This window comes from Clostridia bacterium (assembly GCA_016887505.1).
Lineage (GTDB): Bacteria > Bacillota > TC1 > TC1 > UBA5767 > UBA5767.
This window is the reverse complement of record CP069393.1, coordinates 1,945,001-1,968,962: the sequence shown is the minus strand read 5'-3', so window position 1 is coordinate 1,968,962 and position 23,962 is coordinate 1,945,001. Positions and strand designations below refer to the sequence as shown.

The 23,962-nt window shown below is 44.0% G+C and carries 16 protein-coding genes and 5 rRNA genes (1 of these 21 only partly in view); all 21 read right to left on the bottom strand.

Annotation, left to right across the window (positions count from 1 at the left end):
- Positions 1-15 precede the first annotated feature (15 nt).
- Positions 16-777: a TatD family hydrolase gene (locus JR334_09350; protein ID QRN85153.1), complete on the bottom strand. Its 762-nt coding sequence runs from the start codon at positions 775-777 to the stop codon at positions 16-18.
- A gap of 1 nt (position 778) precedes the next feature.
- Complete coding sequence (metG, locus tag JR334_09345) at positions 779-2,743, bottom strand: methionine--tRNA ligase (protein QRN85152.1); 1,965 nt, start codon at positions 2,741-2,743, stop codon at positions 779-781.
- Between the two features lie 15 nt (positions 2,744-2,758).
- Entirely contained in the window at positions 2,759-3,706 is a 948-nt protein-coding gene (locus JR334_09340) for a DMT family transporter (protein QRN85151.1), read from the bottom strand.
- Positions 3,699-4,538, bottom strand: coding sequence for a 16S rRNA (cytidine(1402)-2'-O)-methyltransferase (gene rsmI / locus JR334_09335; GenBank protein ID QRN85150.1), 840 nt, complete (start codon positions 4,536-4,538; stop codon positions 3,699-3,701). Before rsmI ends, JR334_09340 begins: the two co-directional genes overlap by 8 nt.
- The gene (locus JR334_09330) at positions 4,528-5,265 is read right to left on the bottom strand and encodes a methyltransferase (GenBank protein ID QRN85149.1); all 738 of its coding nucleotides are present in this window, start codon (positions 5,263-5,265) and stop codon (positions 4,528-4,530) included. Before JR334_09330 ends, rsmI begins: the two co-directional genes overlap by 11 nt.
- A complete protein-coding gene (locus JR334_09325) occupies positions 5,258-5,545 on the bottom strand; it encodes a DUF972 family protein (GenBank protein QRN85148.1) in 288 nt (95 codons plus the stop codon). The genes JR334_09330 and JR334_09325 overlap by 8 nt, the downstream gene beginning before the upstream one ends.
- Positions 5,532-6,776: a stage 0 sporulation family protein gene (locus JR334_09320; GenBank protein ID QRN85147.1), complete on the bottom strand. Its 1,245-nt coding sequence runs from the start codon at positions 6,774-6,776 to the stop codon at positions 5,532-5,534. Before JR334_09320 ends, JR334_09325 begins: the two co-directional genes overlap by 14 nt.
- A gap of 14 nt (positions 6,777-6,790) precedes the next feature.
- Complete coding sequence (gene holB, locus JR334_09315) at positions 6,791-7,762, bottom strand: DNA polymerase III subunit delta' (GenBank protein ID QRN85146.1); 972 nt, start codon at positions 7,760-7,762, stop codon at positions 6,791-6,793.
- The gene (locus JR334_09310) at positions 7,759-8,373 is read right to left on the bottom strand and encodes a dTMP kinase (GenBank protein QRN85145.1); all 615 of its coding nucleotides are present in this window, start codon (positions 8,371-8,373) and stop codon (positions 7,759-7,761) included. Before JR334_09310 ends, holB begins: the two co-directional genes overlap by 4 nt.
- Before the next feature lies 1 nt (position 8,374).
- A complete protein-coding gene (locus JR334_09305) occupies positions 8,375-9,736 on the bottom strand; it encodes a hypothetical protein (GenBank protein QRN85144.1) in 1,362 nt (453 codons plus the stop codon).
- Between the two features lies 1 nt (position 9,737).
- Complete coding sequence (locus JR334_09300) at positions 9,738-10,655, bottom strand: EamA family transporter (protein QRN85143.1); 918 nt, start codon at positions 10,653-10,655, stop codon at positions 9,738-9,740.
- Between the two features lie 153 nt (positions 10,656-10,808).
- Complete coding sequence (locus tag JR334_09295; protein QRN85142.1) at positions 10,809-11,996, bottom strand: pyridoxal phosphate-dependent aminotransferase; 1,188 nt, start codon at positions 11,994-11,996, stop codon at positions 10,809-10,811.
- 158 nt (positions 11,997-12,154) lie between these two features.
- The gene (locus tag JR334_09290; GenBank protein QRN85141.1) at positions 12,155-13,348 is read right to left on the bottom strand and encodes an IS256 family transposase; all 1,194 of its coding nucleotides are present in this window, start codon (positions 13,346-13,348) and stop codon (positions 12,155-12,157) included.
- A 290-nt stretch (positions 13,349-13,638) separates the two neighbouring features.
- Positions 13,639-13,753 (bottom strand): 5S ribosomal RNA (rrf, locus tag JR334_09285).
- A gap of 106 nt (positions 13,754-13,859) precedes the next feature.
- Positions 13,860-16,788, bottom strand: a 23S ribosomal RNA gene (locus JR334_09280).
- Between the two features lie 260 nt (positions 16,789-17,048).
- Positions 17,049-18,618 (bottom strand): 16S ribosomal RNA (locus tag JR334_09275).
- The 16S, 23S and 5S rRNA genes sit together here, the layout of an rRNA operon.
- A 250-nt stretch (positions 18,619-18,868) precedes the next feature.
- A complete protein-coding gene (locus JR334_09270; protein ID QRN86905.1) occupies positions 18,869-19,318 on the bottom strand; it encodes a DUF523 domain-containing protein in 450 nt (149 codons plus the stop codon).
- A gap of 14 nt (positions 19,319-19,332) precedes the next feature.
- On the bottom strand, positions 19,333-20,223 hold the full coding sequence (locus JR334_09265; protein ID QRN85140.1) for a YegS/Rv2252/BmrU family lipid kinase: 891 nt from the start codon (positions 20,221-20,223) through the stop codon (positions 19,333-19,335).
- 13 nt (positions 20,224-20,236) lie between these two features.
- A complete protein-coding gene (locus JR334_09260) occupies positions 20,237-21,892 on the bottom strand; it encodes a hypothetical protein (protein ID QRN85139.1) in 1,656 nt (551 codons plus the stop codon).
- A 98-nt stretch (positions 21,893-21,990) separates the two neighbouring features.
- Positions 21,991-22,105, bottom strand: a 5S ribosomal RNA gene (gene rrf, locus JR334_09255).
- 106 nt (positions 22,106-22,211) lie between these two features.
- A 23S ribosomal RNA gene (locus JR334_09250) occupies positions 22,212-23,962 on the bottom strand (it continues 1,178 nt past the right edge of the window).

Here is a 23,962-nt window from a genome sequence, read left to right as displayed (position 1 = left end):
AACAAAATCCTTGATTTATAGATTGAAAAACGTACGGCTATTTTGTTCAAGGATTACTTCTAGTTCTTCTAGAGGAATCCCTTTAATTTCGCTAACCTTCTTCGCTACCCAAGTCACATTCTTCGGTTCATTGGTTTTACCACGGTAGGGAACTGGTGTTAAATATGGACAATCGGTCTCTACCAGTAGTCGTTCAGTCGGTGTCTCGGCCACTACATCAAGCAACTTATGAGCATTCTTAAAGGTAATCGGACCAGCAAAAGATATGTATAGCCCCAATTTAACACATTCCTTCATGAATTCCACACTTCCGGAAAAACAATGCATGACTGTATTTCCTTCAATCGGAGTTTTCTTCAGTATCTCCAACATATCCCCATGCGATTCTCTGTTGTGTATGATTACGGGAAGTGAAAGCTCATTGGCCAAATGAATTTGATCCACAAAAACTTTCTTTTGCAATTCGCGAGGAGATAAATCATAGTGGTAATCTAGTCCAATTTCACCGTATGCCACTACCTTATTGTCTTTCGCCAATCGATACATTTCTTCTTTAAAAGCTTCTGTATAATCCTTTGCATCATGGGGGTGCATCCCCACAGCGGTATATACATTTTCATAGATTTGCGCTAGTTCAACACCTCTTCGGCTACTTTCAAGATCGTATGATACATTGATAACCAAACCGACATTGTCTTTTTTTGCCCGCAAAAGAACGTCCTCAGCTTGTTCATAGAGCCGGTCATCATTTAGATGAACATGCGTATCAATCCACATATTAGCCTACCTTGCTGCCACTGGGAATGTCAGAATCTACAGTGATTAAGGTCATTATTTTCTTATCCGCAGTAGATGCAGCTAGGAGCATACCATGGGATTCTATTCCCCTTAGCTTCGCTGGCTTCAGATTGGCTACAATAATTATTTTTTTACCCAATAATTCTTCGGGTGCATAATGAAGAGCAATCCCTGCCACGATGATCCTTTTCTTGTCTCCCACTTGAAGGAGAAGCTTGATTAGTTTATCTGTCTTCTCAACTTTTTCCGCTTCTACTATTTCCGCTACCCTCAGGTCTGTTTTGGTGAACTCATCGAAGCTTATCAGATTGGCATTTTCCTCAACAAGTTCCTTTTTAGTTTCTTTGGTTTTAGATTTCTTATTTTCTTTTGCTACTTCTTGTTTTTCATCTACTTTAAGGGCTACTTTAGGATCAATTCTTGGGAAAATAGGATCCTTTCGTCTTACCGTTATACCTTCAATGGCTGCCCCAAAATCAACACTCTCCCAGCTCTTAAGACTAGGTTCATCGATACCCAATTGGTCAAAGACCTTGGGTAGGGTTGCAGGCATAAATGGTGAAAGATAAATGGTCGCTACACGAAGGGTCTCTGCTAAATTGTACATCACTGCATTCAGCTTTTCTTTTTTTGAATCATCTTTTGCCAATGCCCAAGGAGCCGATTCCTCAATATATTTATTTCCACGAGCAATTATTTTCCATACTTCTTGTAACGCTTTACCAAATTGTAGCGCTTCCATATGTGGTACATAAGCAGCCTTAATTTCTTTTGCTATGCTTGCAAATTCTTTATCCATACTGTCTTCAACAGTCTTTTTAGGAATCTTGCCTTGGCAAAACTTATCAATCATAGAAGTTGTCCTAGATAAAAGGTTGCCATAGTCGTTCGCTAAATCCGTATTGATTCTCATGACTAGTGCTTCTTCAGAATAATATCCGTCCTCCCCATAGGGCATTTCTCTTAGCAAAAAGTAACGGATAGCATCAGAACCATATTTGTCAATCAAGGTCATGGGATCAACCACATTGCCTTTGGATTTACTCATCTTTTTGCCTTCTAGCAGTAGCCATCCATGAGCAAACACCCTATCCGGAATTTTAACATCAGCCGCCATAAGAATTATGGGCCAAATAATTGTATGGAAACGAACAATATCCTTGCCTACTAAATGTAGAATCTCATCATTTTCTTTCCAGAATTTTTGGTATAGTTCTCCTTCATTCAAATAATCCAGCGCGGTTAAATAGTTTGTCAATGCATCAAACCAGACATAGATTACATGTTTGTCATCAATGGGAACCGGAATACCCCAGTCAAAGGTCGTTCTAGAAATGCACAAATCCTCTAAGCCCGATTTCAAAAAGCTAAGCATCTCGTTTCTTCTAGTCTCCGGCTGAATAAAATGTGGATGAGCCTCAATATAAGCAATGAGATCATCTGCATATTTGCTCATCTTGAAAAAGTAAGATTCTTCACGAACCACATCTACCTTACGGCCACAATCCGGGCAACACCCCTCCTCCAATTGACGTTCCGTAAAGAACGTCTCACAAGGAGTACAGTAAAAGCCTTCATACTCTGACTTGTAGATATCACCTTTTTCGTAAATCTTAGTAAAAATCTTCGATACGGTATCATAGTGCCGTTTTTGAGTTGTGCGAATAAAATCATCATACTCAATATCCAATTTTTTCCATAGTTCTTGAAATCCAGCAACTATTTTATCCGTATATTCTATCGGTTTCATACCAACTTCAGTCGCTGTTTTTTCAATCTTCTGCCCATGCTCATCAGAGCCTGTCAGGAAAAAAGTCTCATATCCTAACAGTTTCTTATAGCGAGATATGGTATCTGCCATCGTTGTAGTCAGCGCATGTCCAATATGTAGCTTATCGCTTGGATAGTAAATGGGTGTGGTTACGTAAAATCTTTTCTTGCTCATTGCCTATTCCTCCCTCTAACTCTTTTCTCTATTTTCTCTAAATTCTTCTCTTAGACCTTTCTGGTGAACGAAGACAATGCCCACACAAACCAACAATAGACCCAAAAGTAGTTTCATACTAAAATGTTCGCCCGGTATAAACAAGGCGGAAAGAAATGCTCCCGCTAACGGAATCACAAATCTGAATACCGCAATTTCCCCAGCCTTATGATATTTTAACACACTAAACCATATGGAAAAGGCCAGTGCAGATAATAATGCTGCATAAAAGAATAGAATCAGCGAGCGTCCTTTCAGAACCTGCAATACCGGCACCACTTCGTCTCTACCCACTAGTAGTAGCAATAGGCTACCGAAGGTCATCTGACCTGCATTCAATAGAAACGGGTGGATTCCTCCAGATAATTTTTTGGTCAAGATATCGCCAATAGATGCGAATAGGCAACATAGAATAATGAACCCTTCCCCTGTCATTGAAAATTCAAGGTCAAAACCGGCACCCCAGTTCACGGCAATAATGCCCAAAAAACCCATTAAAATGCCCAGCCATTTTCCGCGGTTTAACTGATCTTCTGGCAAAAAGAAATGGGCTAGCACCACTAGAAAAAACGTCCCACTAGCATTTAGTATTGCCGACTTCATTCCTGAAGTAACTGACAATCCACTATAAAAAAAATAATACAGTAAGGTAGTTTGGAATAAACCAATTACAATAGCTTTTCGGATAAATTCCTTATTTCTAGGGATTTTCAGTTTTAGCACTCCCAAACTAAGTAGCCAGATAATGCAGGCTGCAAGCAGAAATCTAAGACCGGCAAAAGCAACTAGGCTCATGCCTCCAGCGTCTGCTAGGCCCATATCCTTAAAACAAATCTTTAGTACAGGATAGGCACTGCCCCAAAGCACACAGGCTATAATAGCCAGTATGATTCCCCCTCTTTTCGATTGAATCCATTCACTCACTATTCTTTTCTTCCTCTATATAGCGATTATATAACTCTCGCTTGCTTTCTTCGTATTTATTGGCCACATAAGAAGCCGCCGCCTTGACTCGTAAGCCGGCCTCAATCAACGCTACCATTTCTGAATATGCTTCTTTTGTGTCCATTTCTACTGGTTTAGCACCAGCCACAACCAGCACCATTTCCCCTTGTGGTTTATTTTCCTCAACACTAGTTATTAATTCTTCTAGCGTTCCTCTCCTGGTTTCTTCGTAAAACTTTGTCATTTCTCTAGAAAGAGAAGCTTCTCGGTTGCTTAGTATTTCACGAATCAATGAAAGTTCTTTCTTTATTGCATGAGGGGAAATATAAAAAATCATCGTTTCCTTTATTTGAAGCAGTCCCTCCAGCATCTTTCTTTTCTCATTTTTTTCTTTGGGCAAAAATCCTTGAAAGTAAAACCGGTCAGCAGGCAGCCCGGATACAACCAATGCATGCATGGCTGCTGAACCACAGCCTACTGCTAATACGGGAATTCCTGCTGCGATAGACTCTTTTACCAGTATGTTTCCTGGATCAGAAATACAGGGTATTCCAGCGTCCGTAATCACGGCCACCGTCTTACCAGCCAGCATCTTTTCAATAAGCTCTGGCGCTCTTTCTTTTTCATTGTATTTGTGGTAGCTAAGCATATGAGTGCGAATTTCAAAACGGTTAAACAGTTTTCTGCTCACTCGGGTATCTTCTGCCGCAACCACATCTGCATTCTGAAGCACGCTGACTGCACGAGGCGTCATCTCATCTAGGTTGCCGATGGGTGTGGTCACCAAAATCAGTTGTCCTTTAGTATCCATCTAGCAAGCCTCCTTCCATCACTCGTGCCAGTTCCTTACTATATTTACCATCATCTTCATGAAGAATCAAGGGTTTCTCCACCTTAAGTTCGCTACCAGCATCTTTTCCACCCATAAAGAGGAAGGCTCTCGCCCCCTTTTCTTTTTTGCTATGAATCATGCGGATTCTTAGTGGATGGATTTTATTATGTTTAGCCGCCTGAATCGTCTCCAAAAATCGTCCAATTGGGTATATGCAGTAAAAGTGTCCCTTCGGGCGCATCGTTTTGTATGCTATCTGAAATAATTCATCCAAGCAGAGCGTGATTTCATGTCTCGCCTGCACCTTTACAGAATCGCTACTTAAGATGGCTGCATTCTGCCGAAAATACGGCGGGTTGCTGATTACCACCTGAAAGCGATTGGAATACTCTGCACCGAGATTGCGTACATCCTGGTGCAATATTTTTACTTGTTTAAGGCCATTTTCCGCACAGCTTCTTTGAGCAAGAAGTGCTAGTGCTTCTTGAATTTCAACACCAGTAATCCTAAGGCTTTCATTCTTGGACAATAGCAATAATGGAATCACACCTGTTCCTGTCCCAATGTCCAGGACCTCCGCCTTCTGCTGTGGCCTCGCAAAGGCCGCTAGAAGGAGAGAGTCCATGTTGAAGCGATACCCTTTTTTAGGCTGGTAGATTTTATATCTATCATTTATCCATTCCAGGGAACAGATTTCCTCACTCATTTTTCTTTCCTCGCACTTCACTTAAAAAGCTTAGGCAGAACAAGCAGTCTTGATTCGCATCCCGCACTCCTGCAAAATGTTCTGGACAAATATGAAAGCCTTCTTCATATAGCTTCAGTAGATGTTCATGGCTTTGGGCTTCGCTATTCTCATAAACTTTATCAAAATCCTGCTTGTTCTTTTCCTCAAGTGCATAAACTTGCATCTTGATTTCAGAAACTTCCTCCAAAAGATTTTTAAGCTGATCTTCCAGTGCAATAATTGATTCAGTTATTCTCATTGTTGCCTCTTGATGCCGGGGCAGAATTCTCGTTTTGCCCACCACTCTTCTTGTTTTTGTTCCGGTAATTGTATTTTTTCTTGTTCGAATTATTTTCCTGAACTTTCTTTTCCGGTTTCTTACTATTTTTATTACTATTTTTCTTCAACTGCCCGGACTGTTCTTGCGACGATTGCTGTCCAGATGAATCTGTTTTCTTTTTATTTTTGTTATTCCTACGGCGTCTGCTGTTACGGGATTTTTTCTTTTCTTCTCCGCTGTCTGCGGCTTGCACTTCTTTTTTTCGGTCTTTTGGTTCTGCTTTTTTCTTTGGTCTTTCTTTCGGTTTGTGTTGTTCGTGTGGCTTATCCGAAGATGGTTTCATCCGTGCATGGTTATCCGTCGCGTTGCTCTCCATTGGGTCGAGTGGTGTCGCTTTGTCCACTTTCTCCACATCTTCCATGGTGAAAATTTCTTTTTTGCCATCCGCAAATTTTACGGAAATTTGTTCTTGAAGCAAGTACACGGAGTCAATAACGCCAACACCAAAGACGGTCTTTACCCTAGTTCCTTCTCTTGGCATTTTCTTTTTAAGGTTTTCATAGTTTTCATTCTCATATTTGAGACAACACATCAGACGTCCGCAAATACCAGATATCTTGTTGGGATTTAAGGATAAATTTTGCTCTTTGGCCATTTTGATAGACACGGTCTCGAAGTCCCCCAAAAAGGTACTGCAACAGAGCTCTCGGCCACAAGAACCCAATCCTCCAATCATCTTGGCCTCATCTCGCACGCCAATTTGACGAAGTTCAATACGAGTCCTGAATACTGAAGCTAAGTCTTTAACCAAGTTTCTGAAATCTACTCGTCCTTCTGCAGTAAAATAAAATATAATTTTACTGCGGTCAAAGGTGTACTCAACATCCACCAATTTCATAGGCAATTGGTGCTCCTCCACTTTTTGGGAGCATACAGATAATGCTTCGCGCTCATCTTCATGGTTTTTCGCTAGCTGAATCTTATCATCCTTGGTCGCCTTGCGGATAATTTTGCGCAAGGGTTGGTTTACTTCCTTTTCATCAATCCAGCGTGGACCAACTACAGCTTCACCAAATTCCTTGCCTCTTACCGTTTCAACGATAACTTGATCCCCTACTTTTATTTCTAAGTCGTCTGGATCGAAATAGTAGACCTTACCGACTTCTTTGAAGCGTATCCCTACTACTTTGACTTCTATTTTTTTATCCATGCTTCTAGTCCTTTCTACGCGGTAGCTGCTTTTCTAAGTTTCTGTAGCAATACATCTACTGTCATCCTTTTATTCGCTCTTTGTTCCAAAGCCCTAATGGCTTCACTCATTAGTTCCAAGGCACCTAGTATGTAGTCCTCTTCCCAAATTGGTTCATCTCGGTCGAGCATCGGTTCAATCTCTTTATCAATAGAACGAACCAGTGAATCCCTAAGCGATTTACGCCAATAACCAATAATCTGAACGATATGTTCTTGCTTCTCCAGTGACTGTGACAAATCCCATAATTCATGCGGGCTTTCTCTTATAATCCTATCAATATCTGAAAAATCCAACCACTCCAACATTTCTTGTGCTTGTTCTGCATAATCTGCCACTTCCATGGTGTTGGAAGATAGACCTGCCAATAGGGATGCACGTTTTTCATCCAAACCATAATCCGAAAGAAACAGTTCTTTCACTGTTTCTGAACTAAGTGACGAAAACTGCATCACTTGACAACGGGATACTATAGTGGAAAGCAATCCTTCCAAAGAGGAGGAGACCAATATGAAAATTGTACCCTCTGGCGGTTCCTCGATACTCTTTAGCAAGGCATTGCCACAAGTTAAACCTAACTTTTCTGTTTCATCTAGCAAGATGATGCGGTATTCTCCAGACACTGGTTTATAAGACAAGGTCTTTTGCATCTCGCGTATGGCATCAATTCGGTAATCTTTCCCTGGTTCCGGGCGCATCCAATAAAAATCTGGATGGTTATCATGGTCCAAAATTTGACAGGTCTCACAAGAATCGCAGGCATCTGGTCGTTCACTCATATTGCCACATAATATGGTCTTGGCAAATGCTTGTGCTAAGGTTCGTTTGCCTACTCCTTTCGGGCCGACAAACAAATAGGCATGTTTTAATTGTTGTTTGCTAATGTCGTTTTGTAAGCGCTCAACGAGACGCTCTTGTCCTCTTATCTTTCGAAAGTTCTTCATCACTTCATCGCCTCCTGGGTAGTTTCCCAGATGACTTTCTGCAGAATATTTGGTTTTTCCATAGCATCTAGCAAGACAATACGCTCCGGATACATTTTCTTGAGTTGCAAATATCCCTGCCTTGTTTTTTCTTTAAACTCTTTTTTCTCTTGCTCTAGCCTATCCAATTCTTTATTCATTTTTTGCAAACGGCTAAGGGATTCATCTACAGGAAGGTCCAGCACAAACGTCAAATCTGGCCAAACACCACCGATTGCTAGCTCATTGACCGCAAGCACTGTTTCTAGCGAAAGACCTCGTGCCATGCCTTGGTAGACCAAGCTGGAGTCTATGTATCGATCACAAAGAACCACATAGCCTGCTTCTAGCGAGGGAATGATTAGCTCGCGTACATGTTGTGCTCTAGCACTTGCATAGAGTAGCATCTCCGTTTCTTTATGAATGGTTTCTTCCATCTCGAAAAGTAAAATATCACGAATCTTCTCTGCAACTTGGGTGCCTCCAGGCTCTCTTGTGCAAACCACATGGCATCCTGATGCTTCTAATGTTTGTGTAAGCCTTTCAATTTGTGTTGTCTTGCCGGATCCGTCCGGTCCTTCAAATGTGATAAACATGTCAGTCCTCGATTACTTTTATTTTTCCATCTGCCAAGCCTTCAATCCAAACACCCTGCTTTTGCCAATTCATCAAGATTTCACAGAGTTCTTGGCTAATTTTCTCACCTGGTAAGAGTAGCGGAATTCCTGGTGGATAGGCACTGACAGGGGTTGCAGCAATGCATCCCGCCGCTGCCGCAAGATTCACTTGACGTTTTTTTGCATCATAAGCCTGCTTCAAACCAATCACCTGTTCAGGCTGGGGCCAATATAATTGTTCTCGTTTGCCAAATTGATCCTTTAGCTCCATCTTTCGAGACAACTCTTCCAAGGCATGTAATAATTGTTCATCTGTTTCTGGGTTATCAAAGGGCCCCAGTATTCCAACGATATATCCATCCGTGCTCATTTCTAAGTCCACTGCAAATTCTGTTTCCAGTATGTTGAGTAGCCTTCCGCCATTTAATCCATCTTCTGTCTGAATACAAAGGTGCAATGGGTCCCATTGTACATCCTTTATTCCCTCTGGTATACGGAAGCCGGGAATCCTATTGATACGCGCTCTAAGGCATGCACAACGCTCCCAGAGCCTTTGTAGTTCGCCATGTCGCTTCATCTGATCCCATACAATTACTGCTTCTTCCACAGAAGATAGTAATAACCAGGAAGGGCTGGTGGATTCCATCATAGACAAAGACTCTAGCAATCGATCTTGTGGTATCTTATTGTTGCTATGTAGCAAACCGGATTGGGTTAGGCTACCTAAGGTCTTATGTGTTCCATGCACCGTGATATCTGCATACGATATTGCTGACTTGATATTACCAAAGGACAAATGAGAACCATGGGCCTCATCCGCAATTAGAATTCCATCTCCGGCTAATTCGCTGTAGTCTATCACCGCACCCTCATAGCTGGTCGTAAGAATAAGGGTCGCATCAGCAGATTTTCTTTGGTATGATTCGATACTCGGTGGTAATATGATTCCCTGGCTCAAGTCCGGTTGTATATAGACTGGTTCAATCCCTGCCAGCAAACAGCCTTGCCAAATAGATCGATGGGCATTTCGTGGTATGCGAAGTGTCTTAGCAGAATCTCCTAGGGAAAGCAAGGATGCTTTGAGACCACCAGAAGCACCATTTACTAAAAAATAGCTCTTCTTCACCTTATAAATGTCAGCAATTTGTTGTTCGCTGCGTAAGATACAGGCTTGGGGAGCATGAAGATTATCGAATTCAGGTAGCTCTGTTATATCACGAAAGCGACTTAGCGCAGGCAAAATCTTGTCGTTGCCCTTGTGTCCCGGCATCGACAACCGAGTTGTCTGCCTTTTTTGCCATCCATCGATTGCTCGGCCAATTGGACCCTTCATCTCGCACATATCAAATCACTTTTTCCTTCATTATACTATTGGAAACAGATTCTTTTCGAGTTGTGATGAAAATTGCTAAAAATATTAAAACGAAACCAATCGCCTGAAGTATGCCCATGTTCTCTTGAAAGAAAATCCTTGCAAGCACCACAGATACTACTGGTTCAATATTGGCAACAATCCCGCCTCGTCCCGCTTCTACTGTTTTAAAACCTTGAATAAATAAGGTATAGGCTACCCCATACGTTAAAAAAGACAGCAGAAAAATAAATTTCCAAGCGGACCCAGGGATAATTTCTCCCGTGAAAATTTCTATCGGATTTACGAAAAAACTTAGGAATACTGCCGCAATCGCAACGGAGTAAAAATTGGCAATCCAGGTGTTGTATTTTTTAACAAACTTTTTGCTGTTTACATTATAAAATCCATACGTTGCACCCACTGCAATTCCTGCCAATAGTCCTAGCGGGTCAAAAACCAGTTGGTCCAAATTATAACCGACAACCACCAACAGTGTTCCTACAAAAGTTACCGCTACGCTGATCAGTTTATTCTTGGTGATTTTTTCCTTTAAAAAGTAGGCAGCCAATAGAATTGTAAAAGCACCCGAAGTATACATTAAGGTTACCGCCGTCATAACATTGGTACGTTCTATTGCGACAAAAAAGAAATAACTGAATAAGCCCACCCCAAGCACTCCATATAAAATGAAGGCCATAATATCACTGGGGGCAATTCGAAACGTACGGACGCGGAAAACCAGCATTAGTGCCAACAGTACAACTGCTCCAATCGATGTCTTCAGAAATGCCAAGGTCATTGCAGAGATATTGTAGTTTAAAACGTATCTGCTGAGAACACCTTGAAAGCCAAACAGTATAGCGGCCATCGCAATGAAAAGATACCCTTTCGTTGTAGATTTTTCCATCTTTTTCCCCCTTACAATATCACTCCATTCTATCAGAACGAGCGGAAATATAGTAGTATATGGCTTAAAAATCTCTTGGTCACTTATCCCTTTAATATACAAATGCCAGCGAATCTTGTTTGATCCACCGGCATATCTTGACGCTTATGCAATTTAGCTGTTATAGGCTTCCAGTGCTTTCTCTAACACAGTAATACCCTTTCGGAGTTTTGATTCTTCCAACACATAGGCCAGTCTGACCTGGTTCTTGCCTTGACCCGTTGTTGCATAAAATCCACCAGCAGGCGCTACCATCAAGGTGGCCCCCTCATAGCTAAAATCAGTCAACATCCAACGAGCAAATTTGTCAGCATCATCTATCGGCAAGTCTACCACCACGTAAAAAGCGCCCCTTGGTTTTTTGCACATCGCACCATCAATGCGATTGATTCCTTCATAGACAATCATTCTGCGTCGGTCATATTCTTCTTTTACAGTTTCAAAATAATCAGCACCCATCCGATAGAGTTCTGTAGCACCCACTTGCTCCAATGTGGGCACACACAATCTGGCCTGACATAGTTTCATCATAGAGGCCATTAGGCCCTTATTTTTTGAAGCCAAAGAGCCTATTCTAGCACCGCATGCCGAAAATCTCTTGGATATGCTGTCTACAATGATTACGCGGTCTTGGATACCTTCAATGTTACCCATGCTCACATAATCAAGTCCTTCATAGACAAACTCTCGATAGACTTCATCCGCAATAATGAACAAATCATACTTTATCGCTATTTCAGCCAGCATTTTCAACTCTTCTTGGTTGTACACTGCCCCGGTTGGGTTTCCTGGATTAGAAAAGAGAATGGCCTTGGTTTTATCTGTAATCAGTTTCTCAATTTCTGTCATAGGAGGCAGGCAAAATGCTTCCTCACTCTTGGTCGTGATGGGTACTACATTCACATTAGCTGGTCTAGAAAATCCATTATAATTTGTATAGAACGGTTCTGGAATCAAAATCTCATCACCAGCATCCGCTACTGCATAAATTGCAAAAATGAGCGCTTCACTACCACCATTGGTTATTAAGACTTCATCTTCGGCAAAATCCATATCATAGCGCTTATAATACTCAATAATCGCTTTAATCAAAGATGGATCTCCTTGAGAAAATGAATAGGCAATCACGTCCACATCAAAATCATTAATAGCCTGTTTAAACTGTTTTGGTGTTTTAATATCAGGCTGTCCAATATTCAAATGAATTACTTCTAATCCTTTTTTCTTTGCTTGTTCTGCAAGTGGTACCAATTTACGGATTGGTGATTCTTGCATCGTTGTCAATCTATTAGATAATTTCATAGTCTCCTCCGCACTTTCATGCGCTAATTAGTAGCACTTATCATATCATAGGTTGTGCTTGAGTCCAATTCTTTTCTGCAATTCTACACTATTTAGCACCAAGTTAGTGTCAAGTTAAGTGCGCAATTTCATCAGTATTGAATTAGGCATTGTGCCGATCAAGCTGCTTGTTGTCGCTCAGAAGCAGTCAGCTCAAGAGTTTCAGGTTTTACATAAGAACGACCAGTAGACCAATCTTCACTGTATTCAATAAGGTAGCTGGTGACTAGCCGGACATATGAATCAACAGTAGGAAAAACACCTACAACACCGGAACGACGGCGGATCTCTCGGTTGAGTCTCTCAATCATATTTGTAGATGAAATCTTACGAGAGTCAATTCGAGGAAATTCGTAGAATCTAATTGAGTCCTCAAGCCCATCTTCCAGTGTTTCAATCGCTTTAGGAAAACGGGATTCGTATTCATCCATAATCAGGTTTGCATAGGACCGTGCAGCTTGTTCATCAGGCTGAAGCCATATGTTTTTAAGTTTTGCGGCAAAGGATTTCTTTTCCTTTGCAGGTATATGCGCCAAGATGTTTCTCATGAAGTGAACCTTGCAACGTTGCCATGTAGTACCGATGAACGATTCTTTCACAGAGGCCACGAGCCCTTTGTGAGCATCGCTGACAACCAGCCAGACTTTCTCTAAGCCACGTTCCTTCAAAGAGTCAAACATGTGATTGTAGCTAGACTTGGACTCTTCATACATGGGTTCAACGGCCAGAATATCCCTGGTACCATCGGTTCTGAGACCACAGACAACATGGACTGCCATATTGGCGACATGCCCATCAACGCGAATCTTTTCGTAAAGGGCATCGACCCAAAGGACAGGATATTCCTTATCCAATTTCCGGTTCAAAAATGCATCTACCTGAGACTGTAATTCCTTGGTTATATTACTGACCTGGCTCCTTGAAATAGATTCAATACCTAGGCTCTTGGCAAGCTTCTCGATTTTCCTGGTGGAAACTCCGTTGATGAATGCCTCTTGTATAACATTGATCAGAGCCACTTCGGATCGTTTCCGTTCAGTCACGAAGAAGGGTATATAGCCTCCCTTACGTGGTTTGGGTACCATCAAGTACATGCTGCCCATTCTGGTGTCAAAACGTCTTGGACGGTATCCAGCGCGATACTTCTTACGGGTTTCGGTGCGCTCAGATTTGCCAGCACCGATTTCTTCTGCAAACTCAACTTGCATGAGTTGATCGCAAAGCCAGTTCAGCATCGCTAGCATAGGATCTTCAGCAGTCATGAATTTGAGTAGCATTTTTTCAAAGGGTAGATTAGAATTAAGTTGAGTCATCAGTTGATCTCCTTTTCGGATAGTTTCGTCACTTACCTAATTCGGAGTTCCTGATGGCTTTCCTTTTTTGAAAATTACTTTTGCGCACTTAATTGTATACGACCAGCACCAATCTGTCTTCCCATCTTGCATTTTCAAGTATTTCTCTGCAAGCAACCTGATATTATTTTCTTTATGACCAAAGAAAATTGACTATATGTTTAGCATCCTTCTCTTAATTTCTCCTATTGTACCATACAAAAAACCGCATAAAAAAAAGGAACGAGCCAAAGCTCGTCCTTTAAAATTAATTCTGGCAACGTCCTACTCTCCCGGGGCCAATGCCCAAGTACCATCAGCGCTGAAAAGCTTAACTTCCGTGTTCGGAATGGTTACGGGTGGTTCCTTTTCGCAATCATCACCAGAAATTGTTATCCTATTTACATACCTCGCAATTGGGTTTTCTTGTTCTTTGAAAACTACACAGCTTTCGTAAAGCAGTACTAAAAGTTATCTTTCCTTTAAGTGGCTTCTGGTGAAGCCCTCGACCGATTAGTATTGGTCAGCTGCATGCATTACTGCACTTCCACTCCCAACCTATCAACCAGATCTTCTCTCTGGGGTCTTACTGGATTAACTCCATGGGAAACCTTGTCTTGAAGTAGGCTTCGCGCTTAGATGCTTTCAGCGCTTATCCTTTCCGAACGTAGCTACCCAGCTATGCCCTTGGCAGGACAACTGGTACACCAGCGGTTCGTCCACTCCGGTCCTCTCGTACTAGGAGCAGCTCTCCTCAAGTTTCCTACGCCTGCGGCGGATAGGGACCGAACTGTCTCACGACGTTCTGAACCCAGCTCGCGTACCGCTTTAATGGGCGAACAGCCCAACCCTTGGGACCTACTACAGCCCCAGGATGCGATGAGCCGACATCGAGGTGCCAAACCTCCCCGTCGATGTGAACTCTTGGGGGAGATAAGCCTGTTATCCCCGGGGTAGCTTTTATCCGTTGAGCGATGGCCCTTCCACTCGGAACCACCGGATCACTAAGCCCGACTTTCATCCCTGCTCGACCCGTCAGTCTCGCAGTCAAGCTGGTTTATGCCTTTACACTCTGCGGATGATTTCCAACCATCCTGAACCAGCCTTTGGGCGCCTCCGTTACTCTTTGGGAGGCGACCGCCCCAGTCAAACTGCCCACCTGACACTGTCCCATGACCGGATCACGGCCACTGGTTAGAAGTCCAATACACTAAGAGTGGTATCCCACCGGTGACTCCACACATACTAGCGTACATGCTTCCAAGTCTCCCACCTATGCTGTACATAGTGTATCGAAATTCAATGTCAGGCTACAGTAAAGCTCCACGGGGTCTTTCTGTCCTGCCGCAGGTAACCAGCATCTTCACTGGTACTACAATTTCGCCGAGTCCTTCGTTGAGACAGTGCCCAGATCGTTACGCCTTTCGTGCGGGTCGGAACTTACCCGACAAGGAATTTCGCTACCTTAGGACCGTTATAGTTACGGCCGCCGTTTACTGGGGCTTCAGTTCTATGCTTCTCCCGAAGGATAACATTTTCCCTTAACCTTCCAGCACCGGGCAGGCGTCAGCACCTATACATCATCTCATCGATTTAGCAGGCACCTGTGTTTTTGGTAAACAGTCGCCTGGGCCAATTCTCTGCGGCCCCTCAATGCTCAGAGCGTGCGCTCTTTACACCGGGGGGCACCCCTTCTCCCGAAGTTACGGGGTCATTTTGCCGAGTTCCTTAACGAAGGTTCTCTCGCGCGCCTTAGGATTCTCACCCTTCCTACCTGTGTCGGTTTACGGTACGGGTACCTGTACTCCTCGTTAGAAGCTTTTCTTGTCAGTGTGGGGTCAGCTGCTTCGCTACTTAATTTCGCTCGGCGTAACATCTCAGGTTTATGTGATGCGGATTTTCCTACATCACACCCTACTTGCTTGCACGCACATATCCATCAGTGCGCCATGCCTACCCTCCTGCGTCACTCCATCCTCAAATGGCGTACAGGTAGCATTGAAATATCAATCAATTGTCCATCGCCTACGCCTTTCGGCCTCAGCTTAGGTCCCGGCTTACCCTGGGCGGACGAGCCTTCCCCAGGAAACCTTAGGTTTTTGGCGGGGGAGATTCTCACTCCCCTTATCGCATACTTATACCGGCATTCTCACTTCTGTGCTCTCCAAGTCGCCTTACAGCTTCCCTTCTCCGCACACAGAACGCTCCCCTACCCATTAATAAATTAATGCCAAAGTTTCGGTGTTAGACTTGAGCCCCGTTACATTTTCGGCGCAGGGCCACTCGACCAGTGAGCTATTACGCACTCTTTAAATGATGGCTGCTTCTAAGCCAACATCCTGGTTGTCTGGGCGTCCCTACATCCTTTTCCACTTAGTCTATACTTGGGGACCTTAACTGTTGGTCTGGGCTGTTTCCCTCTCGACTACGAACCTTGTCACCCGCAGTCTGACTCCCGGCTATAATTTATGGCATTCGGAGTTTGATAAGATTCGGTAACCCTTTAGGGCCCCTAGTCTATTCAGTGCTCTACCTCCATAAATCTCAACGCCGAGGCTAGCCCTAAAGCTATTTCGGGGAGAACCAGCTATCTCCGAGTTCGATTGGAATTTCACCCCTATCCACAGGTCATCCGCTCACTTTTCAACGTAAGTCGGTTCGAGCCTCCACGAAATTTTACTTCCGCTTCACTCTGCCCATGGATAGATCACTCGGTTTCGGGTCTGCAGCACCAAACTTTCGCCCTATTCAGACTTGGTTTCCCTTCGGCTCCGTGCCTGAAGCACTTAACCTCGCTTGATACCACAACTCGCCGGTCCGTTACACAAAAAGTACGCTGTCACTTTCGCTCCAACTGTTTGTAAGCACATGGTTTCAGGTTCTATTTCACTCCCCTCCCGGGGTCCTTTTCACCTTTCCCTCACGGTACTGGTTCACTATCGGTCACTAAGGAGTATTTAGCCTTGGGGGGTGGTCCCCCCGGGTTCCCACCGAGTTTCACGTGTTCAGTGGTACTCAGGATACTGCTAAGGTGCCTTCGGCTTTCGTCTACGAGGCTCTCACTCTCTTTGGCCAGATTTCCCAATCTGTTCGACTAACCTAATTCAATCCCATATTGCAGTCCTACAACCCCAGAATCTCTTCTGGTTTGGGCTATTTCCATTTCGCTCGCCGCTACTTAGGAAATCGAGTTTTCTTTCTCCTCCTCCGGATACTTAGATGTTTCAGTTCTCCGGGTTCGCTCCTCTATGGCTATTTGATTCACCATAGGGTTATATGATATTACTCATATAGGGTTTCCCCATTCGGATATCTCTGGATCAATGCCTGCTTGCGGCTCCCCAAAGCTTTTCGCAGCTTACCACGTCCTTCATCGCCTCTTAGTGCCAAGGCATCCACCATATGCTCTTACTAGCTTCACCTTTGTGTATGTTTCTTGTTTAAATTGCCTCTTAATGGTATAAGATTTCTTTTATTACTTTATTTACTCTTGCTAAATTGCTTAAAAAAAACTGCATTCACATGCGTATGTTTTTCTTGAGTTTTTTTGCTTTACTTTCGCTATGTAGTTTTCAAAGAACAAGTTTTCAAGAACATTCAGTCCTTGAAAAGTGAACAGTGAATTAAGCCCGATTACGACCTAGAAGTCTCCATCGCCTCACGCAATGGATGGTCTCCTTAGAAAGGAGGTGATCCAGCCGCACCTTCCGATACGGCTACCTTGTTACGACTTCACCCCAGTCATCAACCCCACCTTAGGCGGTTTGCTCTCCGAAGAGTTACTTCCCCGACTTTGGGTGTTGCTAACTTCCGTGGTGTGACGGGCGGTGTGTACAAGGCCCGGGAACGTATTCACCGCAGTATGCTGACCTGCGATTACTAGCGATTCCGACTTCATGCAGGCGAGTTGCAGCCTGCAATCCGAACTGAGAGACACTTTCTGGGATTCGCTTCACCTCGCGGCTTCGCTGCCCTCTGTATGTCCCATTGTAGCACGTGTGTAGCCCAAATCATAAGGGGCATGATGACTTGACGTCGTCCCCACCTTCCTCCGGTTTGTCACCGGCAGTCTCGTATGAGTCCTCAACTTAATGGTAGCAACATACGATAGGGGTTGCGCTCGTTGCGGGACTTAACCCAACACCTCACGGCACGAGCTGACGACAGCCATGCACCACCTGTCTCCTTGTCCCGAAGGACTTCCTGCATTACACAGTAATTCAAGGGATGTCAAGATTTGGTAAGGTTCTTCGCGTTGCGTCGAATTAAACCACATGCTCCACCGCTTGTGCGGGCCCCCGTCAATTCCTTTGAGTTTCAATCTTGCGATCGTACTCCCCAGGCGGAGCACTTAATGCGTTAGCTGCGGCACAGAAGGGGTCGATACCTCCTACACCTAGTGCTCATCGTTTACGGCGTGGACTACCAGGGTATCTAATCCTGTTTGCTCCCCACGCTTTCGCGCCTCAGCGTCAGGTATGAGCCAGAAAGTCGCCTTCGCCACTGGTGTTCCTCCTAATATCTACGCATTTCACCGCTACACTAGGAATTCCACTTTCCTCTCTCATCCTCAAGTCATCCAGTTTCAAATGCAAGGCCGAGGTTGAGCCTCGGTTTTTCACATCTGACTTAAATAACCGCCTACGCGCCCTTTACGCCCAGTAATTCCGGACAACGCTCGCTCCCTACGTATTACCGCGGCTGCTGGCACGTAGTTAGCCGGAGCTTCCTCTATAGGTACCGTCATCTCATAGGCTATTAACCTATAAGCCTTCGTCCCACTTGACAGAACTTTACGACCCGAAAGCCTTCATCGTTCACGCGGCGTTGCTGCGTCAGGGTTTCCCCCATTGCGCAATATTCCCCACTGCTGCCTCCCGTAGGAGTCTGGGCCGTGTCTCAGTCCCAGTGTGGCCGTTCACCCTCTCAGGCCGGCTACCCATCGTCGCCTTGGTAAGCCATTACCTTACCAACTAGCTAATGGGACGCGGGCTCATCCTTTAGCGGGAGCTTCTATAGAGAGGCCTCCTTTCATTTTCCCAAGATGCCTTAGGAAAATCTCATCCGGTATTAGCACCAGTTTCCCGGTGTTATTCCAGTCTAAAGGGCAGATTGCCCACGTGTTACTCACCCGTCCGCTACTAACCATTCTTTTCTTCACCCGAAGGATTCAAAAAGGTGGTCCGTTCAACTTGCATGTGTTAAGCACGCCGCCAGCGTTCGTCCTGAGCCAGGATCAAACTCTCCATCAGATTTTATCTTCAGCGCCGAAACGCTTTAGTATCAGTTTGGAAGTCTAATTCGACTCGTTACTTTTACTCTTTACTCTTTCGAGTATAGTCTTGCTTTTTTTCGATTCATTAATTGAATCGGGCATGTATTTGTTATTCACTGTTCAGTTTTCAAAGACCAAATCGTTCTGCGCCGCGTTCTCTATGTCCGTGGCACAAGTAGTATAATACTAGCTTGAGTACTCAGAGTCAACAGTTAATTTCAGTTTTTTTATTTTTTTTGTTTTTCAGCATATATATGGTCTAGTTCATCTTCGCCTGCAACTTCAATACCATGCTCACGAAGTAAGGCTGCGCATACACCCCATCCAGGAATCAAGGTTCGGCTGAATGTTCCGTCATATACTTTGCTACTCCCACAAGAAGGACTCCGCTCTTTTAGATAAGCTTTTTTCACGCCTAAGCTAAGACACACTTCCAATACTTTTTTTGCCCCAAAAAGAAATTCCTCTGTGACATCTTCTCCAGACTCTGTCATAATCCTTCCATCAGACTGTATCTCTGCCGGATCACGAGGACAAGAGAGCCCACCTAACATCTCTGGGCAAAGAACCAATGCACTTCCCTGCTTGAAGATTCTAAGAGCCTCAGGATGGGGCTCTACCGCTTTTGCGTCGTACCGGCATCGCACACCCAAGAGGCAACTGCTGATTAATACCATTTCGTTTTCCATACCTAAAAAATAACCTCCAGATGGTGTTTGCATACTTGAATGGATAAGGGATAATCGGGGCCCATTTCTCCATCTACACTCGTTGCTTCTGTTTCCTTGTCTCCTGATAAAAAGTCAATTTCGAAATTTTCTCCTTTTAAATATTGCACATGATTGTCATTGAAATGCTCTCCCCGCAATATCTTTGAAAAAAGCATAGGAACATCTATTAAATTTAGAGACTTAATGGCAATAAAGTCCAATTTCCCGTCATCCGCAGAGGCTTTAACGCCCATCTTGGTGAAGCCACCCGCGCTGGGACCATTCATTACCAAATAGAGGAACACATCCATCTCAAATTCCTCTTCGTCTGCCCGGAGCTTTATACGGAACGTCTTGTTTTTCCCCATCTCCATAAATCCATTCACATAATAGGCAGCCTTGCCCCAGATATTTTTAGCTTCTCTGTCCACTTTATGGGCCACATTCGGTAGAACGCCTCCCCCACACACATTAATAAAATATATATCATTTACTTTTCCCACATCAATCCATCTAGTGTTCATTTTGGATAATTGCCGGATTGCCTCATGTAAATTAGGTGAAATACCTAAGTAATAGGCAAAATCATTGCTCGTTCCAGCTGGAATAATCCCGAGTGGTATGCGAATGTCTTTTTTCATCATCGCATTCAAAGCCAAGCTTACGGACCCATCACCCCCAGCCACGATGACCGCTTGATACAAAGTGCAGGCACTTTGTTCAAGATAATTGTAAAAGTCCATCTGCTCTCTGCTACGGTAGATATCTAATTGAATTCCCTCTCGTTGAAAAACCGAAATCGCCTCATCCAACAATACATTAAATTCTTGTGTGCCCGCCATCGGGTTATATATTAACAATACTCTTTTCATAATAACCTCTTATCTAATTCAGCTCTCCATCACAATTATCCAACATGTTCCCATCTAGGTCATAACACCTTGTACTATTATTGTTCGTTACTGTAATGCCCTTTTCATTTTGAATCCAAATCACTTCGTGCGCCAAGATACCAGAATCCAACAGTTTTATTTGACTCAACTCAGGATAGAACACATACAAGTCATACAATTCATCCTTCGTTTCTTTGAAGGCAGACAAAAAACCGCGATTCGTTTCTGGGTCAAAGGATGTCTCAATACGAATATACTCATCTTCTAATAATTGAGATAGGTTTTTCAAGACCAAATAGTCTCGCGTGTTCTCCGGCAAATAAAATAGGGTATCAGATTGAATATAGAATTCCACCTGAATATCGTCCTCATCTATTCCCATTATCTTGTCCGTTACATCGATACCGCCTAAATCAAAATACCGTCTTTCTCCAGTAGTAGATACTCTAAGTGTCCCTCCTGAAAATTCAACTGACTCTGGGTTATCCATTAATAAGGTAGCCTTTTGTTTTAGTAGATCATAATGATATACTCCGACGACGCCCACTCTTTTCGCTTGAAGAAACAGTACTGCATTCTCGCGCTCATATCCAAGAATCTTAATTTGTAGCCACCCATCTTCTTTTTTCAATTGTGCAGACCAAGAATCCTTATTTTCTGCAAAAAGAAGATTTCCAAAACGATCCACCACTACGTGGTCTTCTTTCAATCTAGCTTGGTATAGTTCGCTTAGTGAAACACCAATTGAAACAATTTTCTTACTATTATTTTCTTCTAGCAAATGAAGTTCTACAAAGTACTTTCCGTAATCAAAATGTGCTACTAAATAACGATTGGAACTTGTTGAAAGCGTCTCAAGTGCATATCGATCATAGTTTTCCCATTTCTCTTCTGAAAATTCTTGGTTAACCTCTATTCCCAGTATACGACCACTCGTAATAATAGTCCCAACAATATCGCCTTGTAAGATCTGAAGTTCTAGACCCTCATCCAGATAAGACCAAGATTCTTCTGATAGGCTTTTATCCACGGTATCTGCTTGTCCAAGCTCGGATACTATGCTGTAGGCTGGCTGTCCCAAATACTCTAAAAATTTATCCTTATCTGTTGTTGATGTGACACGATCTAGCATAATATCAGCCATTTCATAGCTCTTGCTACCGAATACAACCGTGTCCTCAATAATTTTAATTTCCCCAAGTTCAATAAAATTATCCTCATCTACGATTTTACCCATATACTGAAAGACCATTTTTTCATCCAATTTATAGAAAATAACCTGGTTTCTTTCTCCATCCCTATCTGTAGCGTAAATCGCTAGTAACGGTTTTGGATTACCTTGAACGAGACGATACTTTTCCGCGACAAGCATGCCATCAAGTTCAGACAGCTTACTTATGCTTTCCATGCTCTGCTCCTCTTCTAGATACTCCACTTTTACACTTACTCCTGCTTTATCATAGTAAACAATCATGCTTCCTTTTTGACCATCTATGTTGAATCTTGTACCAAATTCCCGTATTGTTTGTTGCTCTACTTCATTTATTGATTCATCCTGTAATGCTTCTTGTTTCGTTTTTTCAGAACTGCAACCAAATGAAAGGATCATGCAGATGATAGTTAAAATAATTATCGCATTCCTTCTCATCTTTGCTTCCTCCTTGTTCAGTCTTTGTTCTCCTATTGTACCATACAAAAAACCGCATAAAAAAAAGGAACGAGCCAAAGCTCGTCCTTTAAAATTAATTCTGGCAACGTCCTACTCTCCCGGGGCCAACGCCCAAGTACCATCAGCGCTGAAAAGCTTAACTTCCGTGTTCGGAATGGTTACGGGTGGTTCCTTTTCGCAATCATCACCAGAAATTGTTATCCTATTTACATACCTTGCAATTGGGTTTTCTTGTTCTTTGAAAACTACACAGCTTTCGTAAAGCAGTACTAAAAGTTATCTTTCCTTTAAGTGGCTTCTGGTGAAGCCCTCGACCGATTAGTATTGGTCAGCTGCATGCATTACTGCACTTCCACTCCCAACCTATCAACCAGATCTTCTCTCTGGGGTCTTACTGGATTAACTCCATGGGAAACCTTGTCTTGAAGTAGGCTTCGCGCTTAGATGCTTTCAGCGCTTATCCTTTCCGAACGTAGCTACCCAGCTATGCCCTTGGCAGGACAACTGGTACACCAGCGGTTCGTCCACTCCGGTCCTCTCGTACTAGGAGCAGCTCTCCTCAAGTTTCCTACGCCTGCGGCGGATAGGGACCGAACTGTCTCACGACGTTCTGAACCCAGCTCGCGTACCGCTTTAATGGGCGAACAGCCCAACCCTTGGGACCTACTACAGCCCCAGGATGCGATGAGCCGACATCGAGGTGCCAAACCTCCCCGTCGATGTGAACTCTTGGGGGAGATAAGCCTGTTATCCCCGGGGTAGCTTTTATCCGTTGAGCGATGGCCCTTCCACTCGGAACCACCGGATCACTAAGCCCGACTTTCATCCCTGCTCGACCCGTCAGTCTCGCAGTCAAGCTGGTTTATGCCTTTACACTCTGCGGATGATTTCCAACCATCCTGAACCAGCCTTTGGGCGCCTCCGTTACTCTTTGGGAGGCGACCGCCCCAGTCAAACTGCCCACCTGACACTGTCCCATGACCGGATCACGGCCACTGGTTAGAAGTCCAATACACTAAGAGTGGTATCCCACCGGTGACTCCACACATACTAGCGTACATGCTTCCAAGTCTCCCACCTATGCTGTACATAGTGTATCGAAATTCAATGTCAGGCTACAGTAAAGCTCCACGGGGTCTTTCTGTCCTGCCGCAGGTAACCAGCATCTTCACTGGTACTACAATTTCGCCGAGTCCTTCGTTGAGACAGTGCCCAGATCGTTACGCCTTTCGTGCGGGTCGGAACTTACCCGACAAGGAATTTCGCTACCTTAGGACCGTTATAGTTACGGCCGCCGTTTACTGGGGCTTCAGTTCTATGCTTCTCCCGAAGGATAACATTTTCCCTTAACCTTCCAGCACCGGGCAGGCGTCAGCACCTATACATCATCTCATCGATTTAGCAGGCACCTGTGTTTTTGGTAAACAGTCGCCTGGGCCAATTCTCTGCGGCCCCTCAATGCTCAGAGCGTGCGCTCTTTACACCGGGGGGCACCCCTTCTCCCGAAGTTACGGGGTCATTTTGCCGAGTTCCTTAACGAAGGTTCTCTCGCGCGCCTTAGGATTCTCACCCTTCCTACCTGTGTCGGTTTACGGTACGGGTACCTGTACTCCTCGTTAGAAGCTTTTCTTGTCAGTGTGGGGTCAGCTGCTTCGCTACTTAATTTCGCTCGGCGTAACATCTCAGGTTTATGTGATGCGGATTTTCCTACATCACACCCTACTTGCTTGCACGCACATATCCATCAGTGCGCCATGCCTACCCTCCTGCGTCACTCCATCCTCAAATGGCGTACAGGTAGCATTGAAATATCAATCAATTGTCCATCGCCTACGCCTTTCGGCCTCAGCTTAGGTCCCGGCTTACCCTGGGCGGACGAGCCTTCCCCAGGAAACCTTAGGTTTTTGGCGGGGGAGATTCTCACTCCCCTTATCGCATACTTATACCGGCATTCTCACTTCTGTGCTCTCCAAGTCGCCTTACAGCTTCCCTTCTCCGCACACAGAACGCTCCCCTACCCATTAATAAATTAATGCCAAAGTTTCGGTG

Bases quoted from the DNA above. Each gene is read 5' to 3' on its own strand.
- JR334_09350 (QRN85153.1), bottom strand. From the start codon at position 777: ATGTGGATTGATACGCATGTTCATCTAAATGATGACCGGCTCTATGAA.
- metG (QRN85152.1), bottom strand. From the start codon at position 2,743: ATGAGCAAGAAAAGATTTTACGTAACCACACCCATTTACTATCCAAGC.
- rsmI (QRN85150.1), bottom strand. From the start codon at position 4,538: ATGGATACTAAAGGACAACTGATTTTGGTGACCACACCCATCGGCAAC.
- JR334_09330 (QRN85149.1), bottom strand. From the start codon at position 5,265: ATGAGTGAGGAAATCTGTTCCCTGGAATGGATAAATGATAGATATAAA.
- JR334_09325 (QRN85148.1), bottom strand. From the start codon at position 5,545: ATGAGAATAACTGAATCAATTATTGCACTGGAAGATCAGCTTAAAAAT.
- JR334_09320 (QRN85147.1), bottom strand. From the start codon at position 6,776: ATGGATAAAAAAATAGAAGTCAAAGTAGTAGGGATACGCTTCAAAGAA.
- JR334_09310 (QRN85145.1), bottom strand. From the start codon at position 8,373: ATGTTTATCACATTTGAAGGACCGGACGGATCCGGCAAGACAACACAA.
- JR334_09305 (QRN85144.1), bottom strand. From the start codon at position 9,736: ATGTGCGAGATGAAGGGTCCAATTGGCCGAGCAATCGATGGATGGCAA.
- JR334_09300 (QRN85143.1), bottom strand. From the start codon at position 10,655: ATGGAAAAATCTACAACGAAAGGGTATCTTTTCATTGCGATGGCCGCT.
- JR334_09295 (QRN85142.1), bottom strand. From the start codon at position 11,996: ATGAAATTATCTAATAGATTGACAACGATGCAAGAATCACCAATCCGT.
- JR334_09290 (QRN85141.1), bottom strand. From the start codon at position 13,348: ATGACTCAACTTAATTCTAATCTACCCTTTGAAAAAATGCTACTCAAA.
- JR334_09270 (QRN86905.1), bottom strand. From the start codon at position 19,318: ATGGTATTAATCAGCAGTTGCCTCTTGGGTGTGCGATGCCGGTACGAC.
- JR334_09265 (QRN85140.1), bottom strand. From the start codon at position 20,223: ATGAAAAGAGTATTGTTAATATATAACCCGATGGCGGGCACACAAGAA.
- JR334_09260 (QRN85139.1), bottom strand. From the start codon at position 21,892: ATGAGAAGGAATGCGATAATTATTTTAACTATCATCTGCATGATCCTT.